The sequence below is a fragment of the Veillonella sp. KGMB01456 genome, from assembly GCF_023051165.1.
Lineage (GTDB): Bacteria > Bacillota > Negativicutes > Veillonellales > Veillonellaceae > Veillonella_A.
On sequence record NZ_JALKIG010000040.1, the window covers coordinates 1 to 22,093 of the forward strand.

Here is a 22,093-nt window from a genome sequence, read left to right on the forward strand (position 1 = left end):
CAGGAACAATATTGTGTCTTATTTATTTGTCGCATTTGATTATACTATGAACCAATTTGAATTATGGGGTTTATTAGATGAGTTTACCCTTTTATTTTTTTGTAAATCGTGCTATGGTTATATTTTGAGATGCCGTACGATGCTTAGAAATTATCCTCAAAATTATGACTTAATGATTGAGGTACCTTACAAATCGATGGTGAACGAATTTATTCGATTTCAAAGAGCTCGATTATTAGCATTACTTAAGTATTCTCAATTTATATAATTGAAGCTATTTTTTTACGTTTTGCAAAATCTATATTTATTCAATTTGACAGAGACTATATTTATTTAACTATCCTAAAAACTCATAAATGAAATAACTTAATGAGATAAATACTTTTGTACTAGAGGGATGTACATTTAGAATTTACAGATTTGAAATTTAGGAGTATAATTTAGTCGTGATATTACGAATGGAGGGCTTTACGATGAGCTTTTTGGTGCGTACAGATGTATGTATCCAGTGTAAAATGTGTGTGGCAGAGTGCCCGACAGGATTATTGGTTATGAAAGAAAACGGTCCGGCCGCCGGTTTTGGCAGTTGTATTTCTTGTGGACATTGCGTAGCAGTTTGTCCAACAAATGCGATTGATTATACAGTAACGCCGCGCGCCGATCAAATTCCGGTTGGGGATTACCAAGTACCAAGTCCTGAAGAGGCAGAGAAGTTTATCCGCTATCGCCGATCTATTCGTACATTCCGTGATACACCGGTTTCAAAGGAGCAAATTACGAGACTCTTGAATGTGGCTCGCATGGCTCCTACCGGCTCCAATAGCCAAGGCATTTCGTATCGAGTGATTCAGAATAAGGAAACGCTGGCCGCTATCAGTGAAGCCGTGATGGACTGGATGAACGGATTGGGGAAAGAAAATAGTCGTATGCGAATTTATGCGTATAATGCAAAGCGCTATAACCGGACTGGGCGTGATTTTATTTTACATAAAGCACCTGCTTTAGTCCTGGCCATAAGCAAGGATGAATTGATTGAACGCGGCCGCGACAACGGTCATTTTGCCCTTTCTTATGCGGAATTAATGGCACCTTCCTTAGGCCTGGGAAGTTGTTGGTCCGGCTTTGTAGAATTTTGCGCACAAGTAGGCTATGAACCACTGCTGAAATTACTTAATTTACCGGCTGGGTATAGGGTTGCCGGAGCTATTATGGTGGGATATCCTAAATTTAAGTACCGCTATATGCCTGAGAGAGAATCACTGAGAGTTTTCTTTGATGAGGAGGATTAAACGCATGGCATTAGTAACACTGGAAATGATTAGGGAAGCGCAAGAACATCTGAAAGGGGTTGCACAGCGAACGGCTATGATGCATTCTACCTCTTTGAGTGAACAATGCGGTTGTGAAGTCCATTTAAAAATGGAGAACTTCCAGCGTACCGGTTCATTCAAATTGCGCGGTGCGTATAACAAGGTAGCGTCATTGTCACCGGAAGAACGAGCTCGTGGGATTGTAGCTTCGTCGGCCGGCAATCATGCGCAAGGCGTGGCGTTGGCCGCTAAGGAATATGGTTGTAAAGCGACGATTTGCATGCCTACCAATGCACCGATTGCCAAAATTGATGCCACTAAAAGTTATGGTGCGGACGTAGTGCTGGCCGGTGATTTTTACGCCGATTGTTATGAAAAGGCTTGCCAATTGCAGAAGGAGAAAGGGTTTACTTTCTGTCATCCGTTTGATGACCCGTTGGTTATTGCCGGTCAAGGCACAATCGGTTTGGAAATTCTTGAAAAATTGCCTGAAACAGATGTTATCGTCGTGCCAATCGGTGGCGGCGGTTTAATTTCCGGTATTGCGGTAGCGGCGAAGGAATTAAAACCAAGTATTCGCATCGTCGGCGTACAGACTCAGAACATGCCGTCCATGAAGGAATCGGTAGAGCTTCGTAAAATTACGACCGTGCCGGCCTTAAAGAGCTTGGCCGACGGGATTACCGTAGGCACGCCGGGTACCTTGACATTTGACATCGTGTCTCAATATGTGGATGAAATCGTTACCGTTAGTGAAGCGGAAATTGCGGAAGCTATTTTGTTCCTTTTGGAACGTGTAAAAACGGCGGCCGAAGGCGCCGGTGCTTGCCCGGTAGCAGCGTTGATGAATCATAAAATTGCCGGCGTTGAAGGCAAGAACGTAGTGGCTATGGTAAGCGGCGGTAATATTGACGTAAACATGATTGACCGCATCATCAACAACGGCCTTGTTAAAACATGGCGTCGGGCTTATTTTGATGTTGTGGTACAAGATAAACCGCATGTTTTATCCAAAATTACGAGCATAATTTCTGACAGCAATGCCAATATTTTGAGTATTTATCATGACCGCAGTCAGCGTGACATTGAAGTGGGCTATGTACATGTAGCTTTGGAAATTGAAACCATGAATGAAAAACATGTTACCAGTCTGTTGGCTACCTTAGCAGACAATGGCTTCCCGGCTATTTTACGCTAACAAGGAGCCATGCGTTAAAGGGAGAGTGTTTTAGGGAGATGACACATATAGAGAGGAGACAAATTAGAAACATAGAGTAGGAGTAAAAATATGGAATCGGGAAAAAACTTAGAGCGTAATTTAAAACCCCGTCACGTGGAAATGATCGCCCTGGGCGGTACGATTGGGGTAGGCTTATTTATGGGTTCAGCCAGCACGATACAAACAGCCGGTCCGGCCGTATTATTGTGTTACGCTTTATCCGGGGTCGTAATGTTTTTAATTATGCGTATTATGGGTGAAATGCTGTATTTGGAGCCGGTACCGGGTTCGTTTGCGGCTTATGGTTATCGCTATATTTCACCGTATATCGGTTATATAACTGCTTGGTGCTACTGGTTTATGTGGATATCCGTAGGGCTTGCCGAAGTTACGGCGGTTGGGATTTACATGAGTTATTGGTTCCCGGAACTGCCCCATTGGGTATCGGCTTTCGTAGCTATGGCAATTATTGTCGCAGCCAATCTTGCGTCCGTTAAATATTATGGCGAGTTTGAATTCTGGTTTGCTTTGATTAAAGTAGGGACCATCGTATTTATGCTCGTTATCGGGGCCATGATGATTTTATTCGGCTTTGGTAATGACGGTGTACCTATCGGGTTCTCCAATTTATGGGAACATGGCGGGTTTGCACCGCACGGCTTCGGCGGTATGTTGGCGGCTATGTGCGTTGTTGCGGCAGCCTTCCAAGGGGTTGAATTGGTAGGGATTACAGCCGGTGAAGCACAGAATCCGCGTCATACCTTGGTAAAAGCGGTTAAAGGCATTGTTTGGCGTATCTTGATTTTCTATGTTGGTGCTATTTTTATTATTCTTTGTATTTATCCTTGGAATGAACTGGGTTTTGTAGGCAGTCCGTTTGTAACGACATTCTCTAAAGTAGGGATTGCCAGTGCTGCCGGTATTATCAATTTTGTAGTTTTGACAGCCGCTTTATCCGGTTGCAACAGTGGTATTTATAGTTGTGGTCGTATGTTGTATACGTTGGCTAAAAACGGTCAGGCCCCTAAGATTTTTGCGAAATTATCTAAATCGGGCGTACCGCGCAACGGTATTTATGTATCCATGCTTTCCTTAGTATTCGGGGTTGTGTTGAATTATTTGATTCCGGACTCCAAATTGTTCTTATATATTTATAGTGCCAGCGTTTTCCCTGCTATGGTATCCTGGTTCGTATTGGCCGGAGCACAGCGCAAGTTCAGAGAACGTTGGGGCAAAGAAATCATGGATCAGCATCCGTTCAAATCGCCATTGTATCCATATTCCAACTATTTCTGCTTGGGCTTCTTGGTACTCGTTACTATCGGTATGATTTGGAATGAAGATACGCGTGTATCCTTAGTGGTAGGTTGGTTGTTTATCGCTATTGTTACGGCGTTCTACTATGGTCTTGGCATGAATAAACGTCCGGTTGTTCACGAAGAATTCGTTCATGAAGACGGACTCGGTGCCGGTGGTCCTGCTCGTGAAGAGTCTGCCGCAGCAGAAGGTTCGGTAACGGCTATTAAATAGTTATTTATTTAGATTGACATAGAGCGTTTAGAGCTTTATCAATAGAAATCTCCTTTGGGAAGAACATAAAAGTCTCACAATAATCTAAAAAAGGTTATTGTGGGACTTTTTTATTTCCGGTTTATGTGGTAGGATAATAAATAAGCTTGGCGAAGTGGGGTTTACAAAACTCTTTGAACTGCAGTTGGCGTTATCATTGTTCGCATAACGGTTGGTTTGAGAGTTTGCTTGCATCCGGACTGAGAACCCGAGATGTAGTGCCAAGATACTTTTTGAGGGGCCCATAGGGCAGTGTAAATGAGAGAGAGGTCTTACAAATGAATCTAAAAAAATGGTTAGCACCTGTGTTGGTGGGAATTTTGGCAATCGGTATTGCTGGTTGCGGCACTGATTCCTCATCGAAGGAAATTCGAATCGGCGCAACGGCCGGTCCGCACGCGGAAGTGGTGGAAGCGGTAGCCAAAGAAGCGGCTAAAGAAGGCATCAATGTAAAAGTTGTGGAATTTTCCGATTATGTAACACCGGACAAAGCGTTGGCTGAAGGTGACTTGGATCTTAACAGCTATCAACACGTACCATTTATGGAAAACTTTAACAAAAATAATAACGCTAATTTAGTGTCTATCGGCAAAACAATTTTGATGCGCATGGGTTTATACAGCAATCAGGTGAAAAGTGTTGATGAAATTCCCGATGGCGCTGTTGTAGCTATTCCGAACGATCCGACTAATGGCGGTCGCGGCTTAGCGTTATTGGCTAAAGCCGGTCTTATTACCTTAAAAGAAGGTGTTGGCTTCAAAGCTACGCCGGCTGATGTTGTGTCCAATCCTAAAAACTTACAAATCAGAGAATTGGAAGCAGCACAATTACCACGCAGTCTTGATGATGTGACGGTAGCAGCGATTCCGATGAACTATGTAATGAGTGCCGGTATTGACGTGGCTAAGCAGGGGATTTTCTTAGAACCTAAGAATGAACCGTTGGCTGTCATGGTTTTAGCGGCTCGTGAAAAGGATAAAGACAATCCTACGTATAAAAAAATTGCTGAGATTTACCACTCCCCGGCGATTAAGCAGTTCATTGCCGATAAATTTAAAGGCACCATTGAACCGGCTGAATAATTGAGGCAGGCTGAATCATATGTAAAATAAAGTAAGCCCTGAGGCGATAGTTGTTATCGCTTCGGGGCTTTTTTGATGTTTAAAAGTATGACTCGGGGTAAAACCGAAGGTTGTTTGTCAGACGTTTTATATGTAGTAAACCGAGGTTTATTTGTCAGCTGCTTTTATATGTCGTTTGAGTAATTGGCCGTACCCTTTTTTGCCACAGAATGTATTGTTTTCGGCAATAAGTTGGCCGCGGAGGAATACTTTGGCCACCGTGGCGTTGACGGTCATGCCTTCGTAGGCGGAGTAACCACAGGTAGTTTTTAAATTATCGGCGCGGAATGTCCGTGATTCGTTAGGATTAAAGAGAACAAGATCCGCATCATAGCCCACTTTAATATCGCCTTTGTTTGTAATCCCGAAGATGCGCGCCGCATTAGTGGCTGTCACCTGCACGAATTGCTCCGGCGTAAGGCGTTTTTGCAAAACACCTTCGCTAAAGAGGAGCGGCATGCGTTCTTCTACACCACTGATGCCGCCGGGACAATTTCTGAAATCGTCCACATAGGCTTGCTTTTCAGCAATGGTAAATGGACAGTGGTCGGTGGCAACCACCTGGACCGTGCCGTCCTGTAAGCCCTGCCACAGCGCGTCTTGGTCTTCTTTTTTACGAAGGGGCGGTGCCAGCATATATTTAATGCTTTCCATGGGACCGCCGTCTTTAAATTTATCATCTGTTAAGAAAAGATACTGCGGGCAGGTTTCGGCATAAATATTGGCTTGCCCTTCTTGGCGGGCAAGACGGATTTCGCTGAGGCTTTCGTGCGCCGACATATGCACTAAGTAGACCGGTGCGTCACCGACAACGCGGGCGAGACCGATAACGGTATTTACGCTGATTGACTCGGCCGTATTAGGGCGCGTCAAGGCGTGGCCGATAGGCAGCAATTCTTCCTTGGTCAAACGATTACGCAGTGTATTGGTAATCGTGTCATCTTCTGCATGGACGGTCAAAAGACCACCGCATTTCTTTAAACGTTCCAACAAGGCAAAGAGTTCCGGTTCGTGCATGGGCGAACCATAGGTGGTATAAGCTTTAAAAGATGGGAATCCTTCTTTGGTTACAAGTTCATTGATTTCTTTTAAAATGGAATCGTCAACATGTTGAAAAACGCCGTGAAAGCTATAATCCACGGGGCAATCTTTGGCGAGGTCGCGATATACATCGAATTGATGATGTAAGGAACAGCCGGCAGGACCGAAGGCTATGTGGTCGATAATGGTAGTTGTACCGCCGCAGGCCGCCGCGATGCCACCATGTAAAAAGTCGTCACAGGCGCGATGTTTCGGCGATTGTTGCAGGTCAAAATGAGTATGCGGATCGATGCCGCCGGGCACGACATAATGCCCCGTGGCGTCAATGATTTCGTAGTCGGTGCCTTGATCTTTAATAGGGACGACTGTTTGGAATTCCTGTTCAGCAGGGCTATTGTTAGTGCCGGAGCCAACTGTTTGCCGGGCCGCATGTGGTGCGGTAATGGCGGTAATCGTGTCACCGGTAATCACGATATCACCGACGAAATGATCGGTGGCTGTGCAAATAAGACCGTTTTCAATAATGATATTCATAAGGCAAACCCTTTCTGCTATAGGCATAGAATCTTGAAAGTGTAATGTCATGATTGTTTTATAACGAGTATATATAACTTTATAATACCCCTTTTGTTGATTTATTCAAAGCATTAAATATACCGAAAGAAGAAAAATAGGGTATAATAAATAGTAAGAGTTTTTTGAATATGAAGTGGCCCACATGAGTGGCTGCGTATCGTGTAGCGGTTGCCGGCAATAGTTAACGTCTCGGCGATTGTATTAGACATATGGCTGGCAGCAAAGGCTGCTTGTGACGAAGATAAAGGAGGTTGTATATGACCGAGTTAAAAGTAGTAGTATCAGAACAGGCGGAATCAGTAGTCGGTATATTGACGAAACGTGACGTTATTCGGCCGCATCAAACCGATTTTACCAATGTGGGCGCAGTTATTATTTGTGACTGCGAGATAGATACATTAAAGAGTACGCCGGTTAAGGTGTTTGACATTCCTGTATTTGTGGTGCGCACAGGCACCGGTATGGAAGGCTTAAGCCCTAACCAAGTATCGCAGGCGGAGGACACCGTATTGCGCGATGCCTATGCGGTATTAGACGATGAGCCGTCGGAACGTGAATTCTACATTCGACGCCTCGAAACGGCTGTTCAAAATTATGAGCATCGCTCGTTACCGCCGTTTTTCCGTTCTTTGAGACGCTATGTAGAGCTGGGCAATTCCCAGTTTGACTGTCCGGGCCATCAAGGGGGGCAGTTCTTCCGCAAACATCCGGCGGGCCGCGCTTTTTACGATTATTTCGGTGAACATATTTTCCGCAGTGATTTATGTAATGCGGACGTTCAACTGGGCGACTTGCTCATTCATGAAGGCTACGCGCTGGAGGCTCAGGAGCATGCGGCGCAGGTATTTAATGCGGACAAAACCTATTTTGTACTCAATGGTACGTCCTCGTCCAATAAAGTAGTCCTCAACGCTTTATTGGCTCCCGGCGATATCGTGCTCTATGATCGCAACAATCATAAATCCGTATCGCACGGCGCTTTGGTCCAGGCCGGTGCCATTCCGGTGTATCTGGAAACGGCTCGCAATCCGTTCGGCTCCATCGGCGGTATTCCGGAAGCTTGTTTTGACGAAACCTTCCTGCGTGAGCGCATTGCGGAACGTGCTCCTGAAAAAGCCAAGGCTGAGCGTCCGATTCGTTTGGCGGTAATTCAGCTTGGTACCTATGACGGCACGATTTATAACGCGCGCCAAGTAGTCGATAAAATCGGTCACTTATGTGACTACATTCTCTTTGATTCCGCCTGGGTAGGCTATGAACAATTCATTCCGATGATGAAAGATTGTTCACCACTACTTTTGGAACTCGGTCCTGACGATCCGGGCATTTTGGTAACTCAGTCCGTGCATAAACAAATGGCGGGTTTTTCACAAACATCACAAATTCACAAAAAGGATTCGCATATCCGTGGGCAAGCCCGTTATGTGAATCAGAAGCGTTTTAACAACGCCTTTATGATGCATGCCTCCACATCGCCGTTCTATCCGCTCTTTGCGGCCCTCGATGTGAATGCGAAAATTCACGCCGGTGAAGGCGGCCGAGCTTTATGGCGTGACTGTGTTATGGTGGGCATCGAAGCCCGTAAAACGGTGCTGCGCAACTGTAAGTATTTACGGCCTCTCGTGCCGCCGACGGTTCACGGTAAAGCGTGGGAAGACGGCGAAACGGAAACTATGTCCGATGATGTGTCGTACTTTGCCTTTGAGCCGGATGCGAAATGGCATTCCTTCAGCGGTTACGGCGAAGGGCAATATTTCATCGACCCTTGTAAATTCCAGCTCATAACACCGGGCATCGATATGGAAACCGGTGAATACGAGGATTTTGGCATTCCGGCCACAATTTTGGCAAATTATTTGCGCGAGCATCAGGTCGTGCCGGAGAAATGTGACCTCAATACGATTTTATTCTTGCTCACACCGGCCGAGTCGTACACCAAAATGGATGCACTCATTGCTAAATTGTTGCGTTTTGAGCAGCTCATCGAAGCGGACGCGTCATTACAGGATGTTTTGCCGAGTGTATATACGCAGAACATCGACCGCTATCGCGGCTATACGATTCGTCAGCTGTGCCAAGAAATGCATGACTTTTATAAAGTGCGCCGTGTGAGTGAATTGCAACAGAAATTATTTAAACGGGAGTATTTCCCTACCTATGTGAAAACACCGCAGGCGGCGAATATTGATTTTGTACGCGGTGAAGGGGAATTGATTCCGATTGCGGACTGTGTGGGTCGCATGGCGCTTGAAGGGGCCTTGCCGTATCCGCCGGGCGTTATTTGCGTGCAGCCGGGTGAACTTTGGTCGGAAGCGGCTCGTGATTATTTCGTGGCCCTTGAAGAAGGCATTAATGAATTACCGGGTTTTGCACCGGAGCTTCAAGGCGTTTATATTGAAGCGGATGAAACCGGTTATAAGCGGGCTTATGCGTATGTATTAAAAGAGTCCGCACAGAAAGAAGGGGTATAATGGCGAAGGATGAATTAACCTCGGTGGATGAAGCACAATTGTTGCGTTCTATCGGTGAAGCAGTGACGGCGGCGGTGAAGGAATTGGTGACCGTTGCCAAGCTGGAAGCCGGTGATCTGTTTGTTATCGGTTGTTCCACCAGTGAAGTGCGAGGAAGCCGTATCGGTACAGATTCGGCAACGGACGTGGGTGAAACAATTATTAAGGCAGCCGCCGCCGTTTTAGAGCCGCTGAAGATTTCTTTGGCCGTGCAATGCTGCGAACATTTGAATCGCGCCTTGGTACTTGAAAAGTCGGTAGCTAATCGGCATAATTGGCCGATTTGTAATGCAGTGCCGCAACTTCACGCCGGTGGTGCTGCCTCGATGGCAGCGTATAAGCACTTTGCGGCGCCGGTTGTGGTTGAACGGGTAGAGGCTGATGCGGCCCTTGATATTGGCGATACGCTGATCGGCATGCATTTAAAACCGGTAGCCGTGCCGGTTCGCTTAGGCGTAAAAACAATCGGTGAAGCTCATGTGACAGCCGGCCGCGTACGGCCTAAATATATCGGCGGCGCACGCGCTGTTTACGATGAATCATTAATGTGACAGAGGTGAGTACGTTTGAATTTCTATACTTATGCCTATATCGTGCAACAAGGGCAGTTTAACGCCCTTTTGCAATATGGTATATCATTTATACTCTTGGTGGCGCTGTTGGGGGTCAGTATCTTATTTATGCGCCATCGTTTGAATAGTCGTTATCGCGATTTGACAATTCTTTTATCGCTGCTGATTGTGTTTATTTTGGGCATTCGTTGGAGTGAATATGATTCCTCTATGCGAAACTCGGAAGAAAGCAGTCGCATGGCTAGTTTTATCGTATCTGTATCGGAGCGTTTGGGCACGAATAAGGAAGATGTGAAGGTTAATTCAACCCATCTTGATGATGACGTAATAGTCAGTGCGGGCAATCGTTTTTATCGGGCCCATTTTATCAAAGGGTACGGAGCCTATTCATTGACGCAGGTACACGTGATAGATTCGCAGATTAAAGTCATAGATGTGGTGAAGGAGTAAAGCAAACATGATAACGGGTTATACGTTGATTATGATAAAACTGGTGCTGGGCATATTGTGTTTGGTACTGCAAATCAATTTAATGGGCAAGGGGAATTTGGCTCCGAACTCGGCTATTGATCAGGTGCAGAACTACGTGCTTGGCGGTATTATAGGGGGTGTTATTTATAACGAAGCCATTGGAGTCTTGCAATTTTTGCTGGTTCTCATCGGATGGACTATCGTTGTTATGGCGCTTCGCTATTTGTCGGCCTATAATCACCATGTGAAACGTATCGTAGACGGTACGCCCACAATCGTGGTGGATTATGGTAAAATTCAAGTAGAAGATTGTATGCGCAACGGCGTCAGTGCCGGTGACTTACATTTAAAACTGCGCGCCAATGGGGTAACGCGCGTAGGCGAAGTAAAACGAGCCGTTTTAGAACAAAACGGGCAATTGACGGTAGTTAAATTTGGGGAAGATTCGGTACATTATCCGTTAATCGTTGACGGGCAGATAGATGAAAATGTATTGTCATTAATCGAAAGAGATAGAGAGTGGTTAGAAACGAACGTAGCAGAGCAAGGCTATCAACCGTCGGATATATATATGGCCGAGCTCGTGCATGGTGAGTTGGTTATAACCCCGTATGCGAAGGATTAATCCCGCTTGGGGCGATGAAAGGAGCTAGTCATGGTTGGACTGCAGCGAGCTTTATTGATAATTGCATTTCTCTATATTTTGTACCACATATATACACATGGTTTTACGACCACCAATTTAATTGCCGTTGTGTTACTGTTGTTCTCGTTGGCATTTGAGTTGACTCGTAAGGTTCGCCGTGAAAAATTAGAAGCTTATTTTGCCCGTAAAGAGGCGGAAATAGAGGCTGAAGAAGCGGCCAAAGCGGCCAAAGCAGCGGCGGCACGGGGCGAAGCAGTTGATTCGAATACAGAAAAGACAGTTGATGTTGAACATAAAGTTAAATGATAGATGTTAAGGTTAAGCTAAAGCTGAAGCCAAAGCCGAAGTTAAAGCTAAAGCTAAAGCCTGTATAGTAGTATGCTTATTAAGGAAGCTCTCAGCTTCTTATGAAAGGAGTCTTTGATGAAATTAATTTCTTGGAATGTTAACGGTCTGCGCGCCGCGGTAACGAAAGGTTTTATGGAAAGTTTTGAAAAACTTGATGCGGATATGTTTTGCCTGCAGGAAACGAAGTTGCAGCCACACCAAATCGAGTTGGAATTGCCGGGCTATGAGCAGTATTGGAACAGTGCGGTGAAAAAGGGGTACAGCGGTACGGCCCTTTTCACACGTGTGAAACCGTTAAATGTAACGAACGGTATCGGCATTGAAGAACACGATCAGGAAGGGCGCGTGATTACGGCGGAATACGATAATTTTTATCTCGTAACCTGCTACACGCCGAACAGCCAGCGTGAATTGGCTCGTTTGGAATACCGTATGACTTGGGAAGATGCGTTCCGCGCCTATTTGTTGGAATTAGATGCGAAAAAGCCGGTTATTCTTTGCGGTGATTTAAACGTAGCGCATAATGAAATTGACTTAAAAAATCCTAAGACAAATCGGAGAAACGCCGGCTTTACCGACGAAGAACGTGAGAAAATGACGGAGTTGTTAGATGCCGGTTTCACCGATACTTTCCGTAAACTTTATCCGGATGTGACCGATGCGTACAGCTGGTGGTCCTATATGGGCAAAGCCCGCGATCGGAACGTAGGGTGGAGAATTGACTATTTTATTACCTCCGCACGTCTCGATAAGGATATTGTGGAAGCTAAAATTCATCCGGATATTTTCGGCAGCGATCACTGCCCGGTTGAGTTGGAAATTAATCTTTAATCACCGTAGAAGTATAGTTTTTGACAGGGATTTTTGATTTATACTCTATAGAATGGTCAAAAAGACGGTTCTTTATGGAGTTTTATCTATATTGAATTGTCATATATACATAAAAATAGTAAGAGTTCGCCTTAAAAAATCAAGGCGGACTCTTTTATTTTCTATCCTTTATAAATCATGCGTAATAGTTATGATAAAAATGCCTCATATGAAAAATACATGGTTAATAACTTGGGGCTGTGGTATAGTGTATACAAGACATAGATTTGTAATGTTGAATCTTTGATTTTATAGTGTATGCGTAAAAAGGAGACACGATTATTATGGCAAATTATAATCCTTACGAAAACATGCTTAACACACTTGACCAAGCGGCCGAAAAATTAGGTTTGACGAGAAACGACTATGAAGTTATCCGTCATCCTGAACGGGAAATGCAAGTAGCCGTACCGGTACAAATGGACGATGGTCATATTGAAGTTTTCAGCGGTTATCGTACGCAACATAGTACAATTATGGGCGCCGCTAAAGGTGGTCTCCGTTTCCATCCTGATTCCGATGAAAACGAAGTTCGTGCTTTGGCAGCTTGGATGACAATCAAAAACTCTATCGCACACCTTCCATACGGTGGCGGTAAAGGCGGTATTAAAGTAGATCCTAAGAAATTGAGCCAACGCGAATTAGAACGCTTAACTCGCGGTTTTGTTCGTAAAATTGCGCCAATCATCGGCGTTGACACTGACGTGCCGGCTCCTGATGTTAACACTAATCCTCAGATTATGGCTTGGATTGTGGATGAATTCTCCACATTAAAAGGCGTATGGTCCCCGGGCGTTGTAACCGGTAAACCATTGGCCGTTGGCGGTTCCAAAGGCCGTAACGAAGCAACCGGCCGTGGCTGCATGTTTACGTTGAAGAGCTACCTTGAAAAGAAAGGTAAGAAAATGAGCGACGTAACTATCGCTGTTCAAGGCTTCGGTAACGTAGGTAGCGTTGGTGCTTTATTGATGCATCGTGAAGGCGCTAATATCGTTGCTATCGGCGACGTTCATGGTTCCATTTACAATGAAAACGGTATCGACGTTGAAAAAGCTTACGAATATGCCAACTCTCATGGCCGTTCCTTGGAAGGCTACGAAGAAGCCGGCATGACTCGTATTCCTAACCCTGAATTATTACTTCTCGACGTAGATGTATTATACCTCGCTGCTTTGGAAAACCAATTGAACGGCAGCAATATGAAAGAAGTTAAAGCTAAAACTATCTTGGAAGGTGCTAACGGCCCTACAACTAATGAAGCTGACTTGTACTTCTTTGAAAAAGGCATCGAAATCATTCCTGACGTATTGGCAAACGGTGGCGGCGTAGTAACTTCTTACTACGAATGGGTACAGAACAAAGCCGGCTTCTACTGGGATGAAGACGAAGTAAATGCTCGCCTCGAAAAGAACATGAAAATGAGCTTTGAAGAAGTTTGGGAAATGCAACAACAGTACAAAGTATATCCTCGTTTAGCTGCTTACATGGTAGCTTTGAAACGTTTGGTTGATGCCAGCAAACTTCGTGGTTTCAACGGCTGATAATAACGGGAGCAAACTCGTTTAATTTGAATTAACAGCTGACTACAGCTTTAAGAATCTTTACACTTTGCTTTTAACGGTCAAACAGTAGTGAGTACTGATTGAGTCCGTACAACTTATACAACGCTAAGTATGACTGTCTAACAGGCTATGCGTAGCCACCTTGCTAAATAATATAATGAAAGAAGTATACTCAGCGTAAGAGCGGTCAGGTAAGTAATGCCTGACCGCTTTTTTTGCGCGTGGTTTGGGCAGGCAGATTTAGGCGGGCGGATTTAGTGAAATTACCAATCATATAGTCGGGATTTCAGGGGCGGAAAAGAACAATAAAGGCCTAATAAAAGCCTAACAAAGGTTTAATAAAAGCCCGAAATGTGTGACTTTTGCAACATATTTAAAATACGTATGGAATTTGTAAAAATTTAATAAAAAAGTACTTGCTTTTACTTTGAATTTAGTATAAAATATCTCTTGTACCATTCCTCGATAGCTCAGTCGGTAGAGCAATCGGCTGTTAACCGATCGGTCGTAGGTTCGAGTCCTACTCGGGGAGCCAATGTGGCCCGTTGGTCAAGCGGTTAAGACACCGCCCTTTCACGGCGGTATCGGGGGTTCGATTCCCCCACGGGTCACCACATATGGACGATTAGCTCAGCTGGGAGAGCGCCTGCCTTACAAGCAGGATGTCGGCAGTTCGATCCTGTCATCGTCCACCATACCAGACGAAAGCGAACTTTTAATCACTTGCAGATTGTTGAGTGTTGGAGGTTCGCTTTTGTAATTATAGGCTATCTCAAGATGGTCGTCGTATATCGTAATTTGTCGGATGAATGTATCTATCATCCGTTCGCGGGAGGCTGCTGCAGAGTGGTCTCCCTGTAATATTTTATGGAGGAAGAATTTAATATGATCCTCTGTAATCACGAAGGCTGGTTTCTTTAATTCCTCTTTGGCGATATCCTGTTTCAACTGTTCAATTTGATGTTCTGCAGATTCAATGGCTGCATTCATGGCCACCGAGTGGAGACCGGACGCAATGGCCTTCATATAGTTTTTGATCTCATTTTCTTTCGCTGCAAGGTCACTCTTTAATCTCTCTAATGTGTTATCCTCTACCTGGGGAATATTTTGAGCGCGCACCGCCTGCCGCGCTATTTTATTGATTATGGTTTCATCCTGCAGCATTTTGTAAGTGTGCTCGATGATTAGATTTTCTATATCTGCGCACCGGATATTTTTGGCATCGCAGCTGCCATGCTTGCGTCGGTTGTAGCAGGCGTAATAATAATGTGTGCTGCCGTTGGATGACCGGGCTGACATTCCGATGTAGGCAGCGCCACATTTGCCGCAGACTAATTTTGTGGTGAGTTGGTATATTTCACTTTTGCTATTCTTTTTCTTAGTTCTCAATTTTCTCAACTCCTGGACGTGATAGTAGGTTTCGTAATCGATTATGGCTGGGTAGCATTGCTCTATCCGGATATCCTTCCAGATGAAGGTTCCGGTGTATTTTTCGTTGTCGAGGATTCCGGCGATGGACTGCATGGTGAATGGCTTGCCGCTTTTCCTTTTGTATCCCATTGCATTGACTTGTCTAGCGATAGTCTCCATGCGACACCCTTTGATGTATTCCTGGAAGATGAATTCCACCATAGGCTTGTATTTTTCATCTATAATTAGTTTTTTATTCTCATCTAATTTATAGCCCTGCAGGACGGTGCCGCCTGGCCAGACACCTTTTAAGGCATTTTCTGTCATTCCGCGGGTAACCTTCATGGAAAGCTCTGCGGAGTAATACTCAGCGATACCCTCCAGGACTGACTCCAGGACGATGCCAGTGGCATCATCGCTAATATTTTCCATTGCTGACAGCACTTTTACTCCGTTGTTTTTTAGCTTAGCCTTGTACATCGCGGAGTCGTAACGGTTGCGGCTGAAGCGGTCGAGTTGGTAAACCAGGACATATTGGAAGCTGCCTTTGGCGCTATCCTGGATCATTTTTTTGAACCCAGGGCGATGATCGGTTCGGGCTGACATAGCTTTATCAGTGTAGATTTTAATTATATTTAAGTCCTCTTTTTTTGCGAAGGCAGTGCATTCACGGATTTGACCTTCAATACTTTCAACACGCTGCCGGTCGGAAGAGTACCGGGCGTAGATTACACAGTTTCTGCTCATAAAATTAGCACGCTCCTTTTTTTGACATAGTAATTTGCCATAGAGCGTGCTATAATTTTAGTAGGCTTAATTATGCGCGCCACCCTATGGTGCGTAAGTCATCCCTTATCCAGCTCCAACTGGGTGAGGGATTTTTTATTTTAAATATTTCTTGAATTCTGTTTTGTTTATTTTTTGGATAGTAAATTGCAATATGAAATTGAACACTTTTAAAACCCCAGTAACTTATTAACTTCTTCAATGAAGACTTCTTGTGGTGTCCGGTAGTTCAGAATTTTGCGTGGTAATGTATTACACCAATCGGTAGCGCGTCGAAGTGTTGCTTCCGAAACATCACGAATGGCAGTTCCTTTGGGAATAATACGGCGCAATAAGCCATTGTGTCGTTCGTTAGAACCACGTTCCCAAGCTGCATACGGATGAGCAAAAAACACTTGTAGATACTCTGTTTCTAACTCAGCAATAGATGCAAATTCAAGACCGTTGTCGGCTGTAATCGTCTTACAGAGTTGCTGTAGTGAGTCACGAGTACTGAAGCTTAGCAACCAGCTTTCTAGCGTATTTTTAATATCAGCTGCTTTAGCTGATGGAGAACGCAACGTTACATAAGCCCGTGTTTTACGTTCCAATAAGGAAATAATCACTTCATCATGCTTATCTTTAATGCCACGGACAGTATCAAGTTCCCAATGACCAAACTCTTCACGAGTCAGAATAGACTCATCGCGTAGATCAATAGATTTGCCAAGGTTTTTCTTGTGTTTACGCGTATTAGATTTACGCGTAGAACGACGTAATACTAACGGTAAATCCATGGGCTTAATACGGAGAAGACCTTCATGTAGATAGTTATATAAAGTTTTAGTAGACACCATTTCATTACGTACAAACAAGCACTTACGTAAGGCGTAGCCTACGGCAGCATCAAGCGACCATTTATGGATTAATACCTGATTTTCTACCCAGGAAAGGAACGGTACAATAATACCGGCTTTACGAGTGTTGAAGGAGCCTTGACGGGTTTTCTCATAGTTAAGTTGTCCATAATCTGCCAAGTACATTAAAACTCGTTTGCCGGCTTTAATTTGTTCTACAGAACCGCGCTGTATCTCGCTTTGAATCGTTGTACGAGAACGGCCTAATGCATTAGCAATCGCTGTTTTTGATACACCTGCTTGTAATTGCTTTTCAATAAAAAAGCGTTCTTCGTAAGATAAGTGTTTGTTTGTACGTAATGATGTGTTATGATTAATAGAGTCCATAGTGATATCGATACCTCGTGTAAAAGATTTTAGATTAGAAACCTTAATCATAACACAAATCGGTATTCACTATGGATTTTTTATATGTTCAATTTCAGTTTACAATTAACCTTATTTTTTGGATTTTACCATAACGGTATATTTTTAATGGACTCCTTAATGGTTTTATTTGCATATCATAATTAAATATGGGCTGAGCTATGCATAAGCAATGATAGCTTTGGCTAGGGTGGATATTATTGAAAACATAATCATCTTTTGCGGTTTTTGGATCTACAGGAGTATCCCAAGAATTGATTATGTTATTAAGATGCCCGTGGATTTTACATGGTGTAGACTTCCATATGTAGTAATTACTTAGAATATGTTCTTCTTGAAGATCTCTTTTTATGTCATATAACGAATTAGCTGTGAGCGATATGGAACTCATTACATACTTTAATTCACCTTTTTTCATTTCAGGAAAATATGGCTCTATTAAGTCACGAGGAAACGGGGACCTAGATCCGATGTTAATCATGCTTTGTTCGACAGCATAATAAAGGATTTTGTCCGGAATATTATTCATCATTTTTATATTTTTAACCATATTGAACCCATCCTTAATATCTTTTTTTGAATATTTATAGTCTGGCTCTATGATTGGAATCGCATATTTTTTTGAAATATCCTCTGAAGCTTTTTCTTTTTTTCTACTAAATATATTTAATAGATTTTTAAATATTTTCATGAATGTGGTTTCCTTTTATAAGAACACGTTGTACATCACTACGCGACCGATGAGTTTCAGATTGTCGGAATTCTCGTAGCTGAATATTATGTCGGTGAAGCTGGGACAGCTGCTATCCGGTCTAAAGATGAACCGTTCATTCATGGTGTCGTTGTAATATCGTTTGACCGTATATTCACCGTCATTGCTGATTACTACGATGTCGCCATCGTGCAGGTCGGTTAGTTCTATGTCAGTCTTAACCGCGATTATGGATTCATGCTCGATGATCCGGTTCATGGATTCACCGTTGACGGTCATTAGCAGAATATTTTTATTGCCCGCATAGCGTCCGAGCAAGGCATCCGGCACGCTGATCTGTGGCAGGTTGCTGATGGATTCTATTTCACTTAGCGCCCCTGCTGAGACTGAATAAGGTACCATTGTGTAGTGGTGCGATGGCAGGAAGTTTATGGAAGGTTTCTCTGGATCCTCTGTATTTTCCCATCCCATAATATATGCTGGTGATACTTCATATAGACTTGCTAATTTTTCTATATTGTCTGAAGGTATATTAACAATATCTAGTGTTTCATAGCGCTGGATTGTCACTTTTGATATACCTAATCGCTCAGCTACTTCTTGCAGTGATAGTCCTAATTCTAAGCGTTTACTTCGAAGTCTATTAGCTAATTCAACTTGTTTTTCCGTTGGTGGATTTTTTAATCTGCTAGTTATTTTTGCCATATTACACCTCCTAATTACAAGTCCATAATACCATATTATTTCCTAACGGGCAAATATTTTTCCTGCGATTGTGAATTTGTTTCCTAACGGGTACTGACATTTTCCGTCTTGAATGCTATTATTTAGTTGCCTGATAGGTAACGAAAGGAGGCGTGTATTATTGTTAGATGTCAATAAATTAAAGGCTGCAATCGTTGCTAAAGGATTGCGTCAAAAGGATGTTGCGGCAGCATTGGGTATCACTGATCGAAATTTCCGCTATAAGTTATCAAAGAAAAAATTCTATAATACGGAAATCGAGGTCTTGATTGATGTATTAAACATCGAATCCCCAATGGAAATTTTTTTTGCAAAAGATGTTTCTTAACAGGTAACAAAAGAAGGTGGATTAAATGAAGTCGTTCGATGAATGCTTGGGTGAACTTGCGTTGGAAGTTGTGAGAGCGTTCCGGCGAAACCCTGAATGGTTAGTCGAATTCGAAGAATGGAAGGCTGCGCAGAAGGGAGGTGAGCTAAATGTCAGAACTCAACATTGATTTTTTCATTGCTGGAATTATTGTCGGCGCAGGAAATTTGAGAAGGAGGTGAGAAAAATGAGCGTAACGGGGTTATTAGTTAAGAGTTTCGCACTCGGTATGGCGTTTATGGCGTTATTGCTAGTTAGCTATTACTACATGAGCCTTAAGCCAAAGCCTGAAACCATGGACGAAACGCCTGAAATTAAGCCATACGCACCGCCAAAGGCGCGCGCCTATAATTGGGCTAAGGACAATCGGCACGGAGCATTTAAGGCAAAATAAAAGCCCTCAACCGGTGGCACGGTTAAAGGGCAAAGAAAATATCTCTATTAGTAGTATAGCACAGGAGAATCATAAATGATATACAAAAAGGTTTTTGATGCAAAAAAAGCTACAAAAGAAGATTGGTTGCGATTCAGAAAAACCGGTATTGGTGGCAGTGATATGGCTGCAATTATGGGGCTTAGTAAATGGAAATCGCCATTAGATATTTGGCTTGAAAAGACGACTGATGAAGTTAATGAAGAAGAATCACGCTTTATGTATTGGGGGAATAAATTAGAAGCATTGGTTGCTGAGGAGTTCTCTATTCGTACCGGATATAGTGTTCGTAACAATAACTACACATTGCAATCCATAGAGTATCCGTTTTTATTAGCTAATATTGACCGTGATATTGTAGGAATTGATGCGGGTCTTGAATGTAAAACGGCAAATGCATTTAAACGTGATGAATGGGAAGGCGATCAAGTACCGGATGCATACTATATCCAATGTCAGCACTATATGGCGGTTACAGGGTATTCCTCTTGGTGGATTGCTTGCTTATGCGGTGGTAATGAGTTCTTTTACAAGGAAATCCCAAGAAATGAAGACGTTATTACAGCCATTATTGATACGGCTCGAGAATTTTGGAACATGGTTGAACAGCGTATTATGCCGGCGGTAGATGATTCCGAACGGTGTAATAAATTACTTAAAGAAATGCATAAGACTAGCAACGGCAAAACGATTGATTTACCGGATACAGCAACAATTTTCATTGAGCAATATAAGTCAGCCGATAAAGCTGAAAAAGAAGCAAAGGCGTTAAAAACGGAAGCGCAAAGTCAATTATTTAGTTTGCTCGGTGATAATGAGCAAGGATTTGTAGATACGTATACCGTTAATTGGACGCAGGTGGCAGGACGAAAAACGTTTGATAAAAAGCGTTTTGAGACAGACTATCCGCAATTAGCAAAAGAGTACACAGTACAAGGTGAACCTACAAGAAGATTCAGCATTAAGGGATAAAGGAGAATACAATTATGGCATCAACGAGCGGCATCACGTTAAAAAATAACAGTCTTAAACCATCAACTAAAGAACCGGTAACATTAAGCAGTATGTTAGCATCTGAGGATGTTAAAAAACGTTTTAATGAATTACTGGGGAAAAAATCACCCGGCTTTATCACCAGTTTATTGTCAGTGGCCAACAATAACAAACTGTTAGCCAAAGCAGACCCCAAGACAATTGTTGCAGCCGGTGCCATGGCGGCTGCCTTAGACTTACCGATTAACCAAAATTTAGGATATGCCTATATTGTTCCGTATGGCGGTGAAGCACAGTTTCAAATGGGGTATAAGGGGTATATTCAGCTCGCTATGCGAACCGGCCAATATAAGACGATTAACGCTTGTGAAGTATATGAAGGCGAAATTGTTAACGAAAACCGTTTCACCGGTGAGTTTGAATTTGGTGATCGTACCGGTGATGAGATTATCGGTTATATGGCATACTTTAAGCTTATTAACGGCTTTGAAAAGTATATTTTTATGAATATGAAAGACATGCAAGCACATGCGCGTAAGTATAGCAAAAACTATAAAGGGGGTACTGATAAATGGGGCATTGCAGACTTTCATAGTATGGCGATTAAAACGGTACTTAAACGCTTAATCAGTAAATATGGCATCTTATCAATCGAAATGCAAGCGGGATTGACAACGGCCATGGAAACAGACGGCGGAATCATTAAAGACAATGACGGTAGATTAGAAGCCGACTTTGACACGATTGAAGTAGAGGGTACCTATGTTCATTCAGAAACAGGGGAGGTTATTGAAGATGCCTATGCTTCCAATGAGTTAACAGAGGAAGAAAAAGCAGCTATTATTGCAGCTGAACAAGAAGAATCATAATAATATTTGGCATGGTATACGGTAAGTTGCTTTTATAGTGACTTACCGATATCCAAAAGGAGATTATATGAGTAGACCCCGAAAACCGGGCATTCGGTATTTTCCTTTGGATACGGATTTCTTTGAAAATAAAAAGGTAAGGAGACTTACTAGAGCATTCGGAGCAATTGCCGCCTCCGTACTAGTCAACCTGCTATGTACTATCTACAAAGATAAAGGGTATTACATGCGGTGGGATGATGAGACGCTGGCTTTTCTGGCTGATGAACTTGGTCTTAAAGTTGGCACTGTGCGAGAGATTGTCGTGAAGGCGATTCAAGTGGGATTCTTCGATGCGAATATGGCGAATCTATTTGGTACTGATGAGATGAGGTCCAAAGGAGATTACAACGGCATACTTACTTCCATTGCGATTCAAGAGCAGTACTTTAATACTTGCAAACAATCAAAAAGAAGTGAGGTATGTTACGACGCAAGATTTCTGCTCATTTCCATGAAACCGTATGAAAAAATAGTTAACTCTGGAGAAAACTCAATTAACTCCAGAGAAAATGAAGTTAACTCCGGAGGAAGTACACAAAGTAAAGTAAAGGAAAGTAAAGAATATACTACTACTTCTACTAGTGAAGATTTGAAATTATTTTTTAAAAATTATATTGAAAACGGATTCGGTGCTATATCCGGATTGTCTAAAGAGATATT

Annotated in this window: 20 protein-coding genes and 3 tRNA genes; 19 read left to right on the forward strand and 4 right to left on the reverse strand. The window is 43.1% G+C overall.

Going from position 1 to position 22,093, the window contains the following annotated elements; translation table 11 throughout:
* The first annotated feature begins 473 nt into the window (after positions 1-473).
* The 4 genes from MXE28_RS09515 (at position 474) to MXE28_RS09530 (ending at position 5,180) form a co-directional block, all read left to right on the forward strand.
* Positions 474-1,289, forward strand: a complete 816-nt coding sequence (locus MXE28_RS09515; RefSeq protein WP_247240095.1) for a nitroreductase family protein — start codon at positions 474-476, stop codon at positions 1,287-1,289.
* Positions 1,290-1,293: 4 nt separating this feature from the next.
* A complete protein-coding gene (gene ilvA / locus MXE28_RS09520) occupies positions 1,294-2,508 on the forward strand; it encodes a threonine ammonia-lyase (protein ID WP_226974568.1) in 1,215 nt (404 codons plus the stop codon).
* 90 nt (positions 2,509-2,598) lie between these two features.
* Positions 2,599-4,059 (forward strand): amino acid permease, encoded by a 1,461-nt coding sequence (locus tag MXE28_RS09525; RefSeq protein WP_021841763.1) that lies wholly within the window; start codon positions 2,599-2,601, stop codon positions 4,057-4,059.
* Between the two features lie 317 nt (positions 4,060-4,376).
* A complete protein-coding gene (locus tag MXE28_RS09530; protein WP_021841764.1) occupies positions 4,377-5,180 on the forward strand; it encodes a MetQ/NlpA family ABC transporter substrate-binding protein in 804 nt (267 codons plus the stop codon).
* A gap of 147 nt (positions 5,181-5,327) precedes the next feature.
* On the opposite strand, the gene hydA is transcribed toward MXE28_RS09530, so the two are convergent.
* The gene (gene hydA / locus MXE28_RS09535) at positions 5,328-6,794 is read right to left on the reverse strand and encodes a dihydropyrimidinase (RefSeq protein WP_226974567.1); all 1,467 of its coding nucleotides are present in this window, start codon (positions 6,792-6,794) and stop codon (positions 5,328-5,330) included.
* Between the two features lie 299 nt (positions 6,795-7,093).
* Between hydA and speC the strand changes: the two genes are divergently transcribed.
* The 10 genes from speC to MXE28_RS09585 all read left to right on the forward strand — a co-directional run bounded on the left by speC (position 7,094) and on the right by MXE28_RS09585 (position 14,510).
* Positions 7,094-9,307 (forward strand): ornithine decarboxylase, encoded by a 2,214-nt coding sequence (gene speC / locus MXE28_RS09540; RefSeq protein ID WP_247240096.1) that lies wholly within the window; start codon positions 7,094-7,096, stop codon positions 9,305-9,307.
* Positions 9,307-9,897 carry a TIGR01440 family protein gene (locus tag MXE28_RS09545; RefSeq protein ID WP_021841767.1) on the forward strand — a complete coding sequence of 197 codons (591 nt, stop codon included), beginning with the start codon at positions 9,307-9,309 and terminating at the stop codon, positions 9,895-9,897. The genes speC and MXE28_RS09545 overlap by 1 nt, the downstream gene beginning before the upstream one ends.
* 15 nt (positions 9,898-9,912) lie before the next feature.
* Positions 9,913-10,368 (forward strand): DUF3290 domain-containing protein, encoded by a 456-nt coding sequence (locus tag MXE28_RS09550; protein ID WP_021841768.1) that lies wholly within the window; start codon positions 9,913-9,915, stop codon positions 10,366-10,368.
* A gap of 7 nt (positions 10,369-10,375) precedes the next feature.
* Positions 10,376-11,014 (forward strand): DUF421 domain-containing protein, encoded by a 639-nt coding sequence (locus MXE28_RS09555; protein ID WP_021841769.1) that lies wholly within the window; start codon positions 10,376-10,378, stop codon positions 11,012-11,014.
* 30 nt (positions 11,015-11,044) lie between these two features.
* Positions 11,045-11,341 carry a hypothetical protein gene (locus tag MXE28_RS09560; protein ID WP_021841770.1) on the forward strand — a complete coding sequence of 99 codons (297 nt, stop codon included), beginning with the start codon at positions 11,045-11,047 and terminating at the stop codon, positions 11,339-11,341.
* A 117-nt stretch (positions 11,342-11,458) separates the two neighbouring features.
* Positions 11,459-12,214, forward strand: a complete 756-nt coding sequence (locus MXE28_RS09565) for an exodeoxyribonuclease III (RefSeq protein WP_021841771.1) — start codon at positions 11,459-11,461, stop codon at positions 12,212-12,214.
* A 323-nt stretch (positions 12,215-12,537) separates the two neighbouring features.
* Positions 12,538-13,794, forward strand: a complete 1,257-nt coding sequence (locus tag MXE28_RS09570; RefSeq protein ID WP_247240097.1) for a Glu/Leu/Phe/Val dehydrogenase — start codon at positions 12,538-12,540, stop codon at positions 13,792-13,794.
* Positions 13,795-14,274: 480 nt separating this feature from the next.
* A tRNA-Asn gene (locus MXE28_RS09575) sits at positions 14,275-14,350 on the forward strand.
* A gap of 4 nt (positions 14,351-14,354) precedes the next feature.
* A tRNA-Glu gene (locus MXE28_RS09580) sits at positions 14,355-14,429 on the forward strand.
* Positions 14,430-14,434: 5 nt separating this feature from the next.
* Positions 14,435-14,510, forward strand: a tRNA-Val gene (locus MXE28_RS09585).
* A 1,671-nt stretch (positions 14,511-16,181) separates the two neighbouring features.
* On the opposite strand, the gene MXE28_RS09590 is transcribed toward MXE28_RS09585, so the two are convergent.
* From MXE28_RS09590 to MXE28_RS09600, 3 genes are all read right to left on the reverse strand, one after another.
* Complete coding sequence (locus MXE28_RS09590; RefSeq protein WP_247240098.1) at positions 16,182-17,234, reverse strand: IS30 family transposase; 1,053 nt, start codon at positions 17,232-17,234, stop codon at positions 16,182-16,184.
* Between the two features lie 94 nt (positions 17,235-17,328).
* Complete coding sequence (locus MXE28_RS09595; RefSeq protein WP_247240099.1) at positions 17,329-17,964, reverse strand: hypothetical protein; 636 nt, start codon at positions 17,962-17,964, stop codon at positions 17,329-17,331.
* Positions 17,965-17,979: 15 nt separating this feature from the next.
* Entirely contained in the window at positions 17,980-18,690 is a 711-nt protein-coding gene (locus MXE28_RS09600; protein ID WP_247240100.1) for an XRE family transcriptional regulator, read from the reverse strand.
* Between the two features lie 160 nt (positions 18,691-18,850).
* Here MXE28_RS09600 and MXE28_RS09605 point away from each other — a divergent pair, with 160 nt between their 5' ends.
* The 5 genes from MXE28_RS09605 to MXE28_RS09625 all read left to right on the forward strand — a co-directional run.
* On the forward strand, positions 18,851-19,057 hold the full coding sequence (locus tag MXE28_RS09605) for a hypothetical protein (RefSeq protein WP_247240101.1): 207 nt from the start codon (positions 18,851-18,853) through the stop codon (positions 19,055-19,057).
* Between the two features lie 226 nt (positions 19,058-19,283).
* Entirely contained in the window at positions 19,284-19,490 is a 207-nt protein-coding gene (locus tag MXE28_RS09610; protein WP_021840613.1) for a hypothetical protein, read from the forward strand.
* Positions 19,491-19,565: 75 nt separating this feature from the next.
* Positions 19,566-20,501: a lambda-exonuclease family protein gene (locus tag MXE28_RS09615; protein WP_247240102.1), complete on the forward strand. Its 936-nt coding sequence runs from the start codon at positions 19,566-19,568 to the stop codon at positions 20,499-20,501.
* A gap of 14 nt (positions 20,502-20,515) precedes the next feature.
* A complete protein-coding gene (locus MXE28_RS09620) occupies positions 20,516-21,391 on the forward strand; it encodes a recombinase RecT (protein WP_156704468.1) in 876 nt (291 codons plus the stop codon).
* A 67-nt stretch (positions 21,392-21,458) separates the two neighbouring features.
* Positions 21,459-22,093: DUF4373 domain-containing protein (locus tag MXE28_RS09625; RefSeq protein WP_247240103.1), on the forward strand; the 635-nt coding region annotated here is incomplete at its 3' end.

What these genes read in the sequence shown, in the direction of transcription:
- MXE28_RS09615 (WP_247240102.1), top strand. Translation starts at nt 19,566, where the DNA reads ATGATATACAAAAAGGTTTTTGATGCAAAAAAAGCTACAAAAGAAGAT.
- MXE28_RS09525 (WP_021841763.1), top strand. Translation starts at nt 2,599, where the DNA reads ATGGAATCGGGAAAAAACTTAGAGCGTAATTTAAAACCCCGTCACGTG.
- MXE28_RS09565 (WP_021841771.1), top strand. Translation starts at nt 11,459, where the DNA reads ATGAAATTAATTTCTTGGAATGTTAACGGTCTGCGCGCCGCGGTAACG.
- MXE28_RS09620 (WP_156704468.1), top strand. Translation starts at nt 20,516, where the DNA reads ATGGCATCAACGAGCGGCATCACGTTAAAAAATAACAGTCTTAAACCA.
- MXE28_RS09610 (WP_021840613.1), top strand. Translation starts at nt 19,284, where the DNA reads ATGAGCGTAACGGGGTTATTAGTTAAGAGTTTCGCACTCGGTATGGCG.
- MXE28_RS09555 (WP_021841769.1), top strand. Translation starts at nt 10,376, where the DNA reads ATGATAACGGGTTATACGTTGATTATGATAAAACTGGTGCTGGGCATA.
- MXE28_RS09515 (WP_247240095.1), top strand. Translation starts at nt 474, where the DNA reads ATGAGCTTTTTGGTGCGTACAGATGTATGTATCCAGTGTAAAATGTGT.
- MXE28_RS09545 (WP_021841767.1), top strand. Translation starts at nt 9,307, where the DNA reads ATGGCGAAGGATGAATTAACCTCGGTGGATGAAGCACAATTGTTGCGT.
- MXE28_RS09600 (WP_247240100.1), bottom strand. Translation starts at nt 18,690, where the DNA reads ATGGCAAAAATAACTAGCAGATTAAAAAATCCACCAACGGAAAAACAA.
- MXE28_RS09595 (WP_247240099.1), bottom strand. Translation starts at nt 17,964, where the DNA reads ATGAAAATATTTAAAAATCTATTAAATATATTTAGTAGAAAAAAAGAA.
- MXE28_RS09570 (WP_247240097.1), top strand. Translation starts at nt 12,538, where the DNA reads ATGGCAAATTATAATCCTTACGAAAACATGCTTAACACACTTGACCAA.
- speC (WP_247240096.1), top strand. Translation starts at nt 7,094, where the DNA reads ATGACCGAGTTAAAAGTAGTAGTATCAGAACAGGCGGAATCAGTAGTC.
- hydA (WP_226974567.1), bottom strand. Translation starts at nt 6,794, where the DNA reads ATGAATATCATTATTGAAAACGGTCTTATTTGCACAGCCACCGATCAT.
- MXE28_RS09590 (WP_247240098.1), bottom strand. Translation starts at nt 17,234, where the DNA reads ATGGACTCTATTAATCATAACACATCATTACGTACAAACAAACACTTA.
- MXE28_RS09530 (WP_021841764.1), top strand. Translation starts at nt 4,377, where the DNA reads ATGAATCTAAAAAAATGGTTAGCACCTGTGTTGGTGGGAATTTTGGCA.
- ilvA (WP_226974568.1), top strand. Translation starts at nt 1,294, where the DNA reads ATGGCATTAGTAACACTGGAAATGATTAGGGAAGCGCAAGAACATCTG.
- MXE28_RS09560 (WP_021841770.1), top strand. Translation starts at nt 11,045, where the DNA reads ATGGTTGGACTGCAGCGAGCTTTATTGATAATTGCATTTCTCTATATT.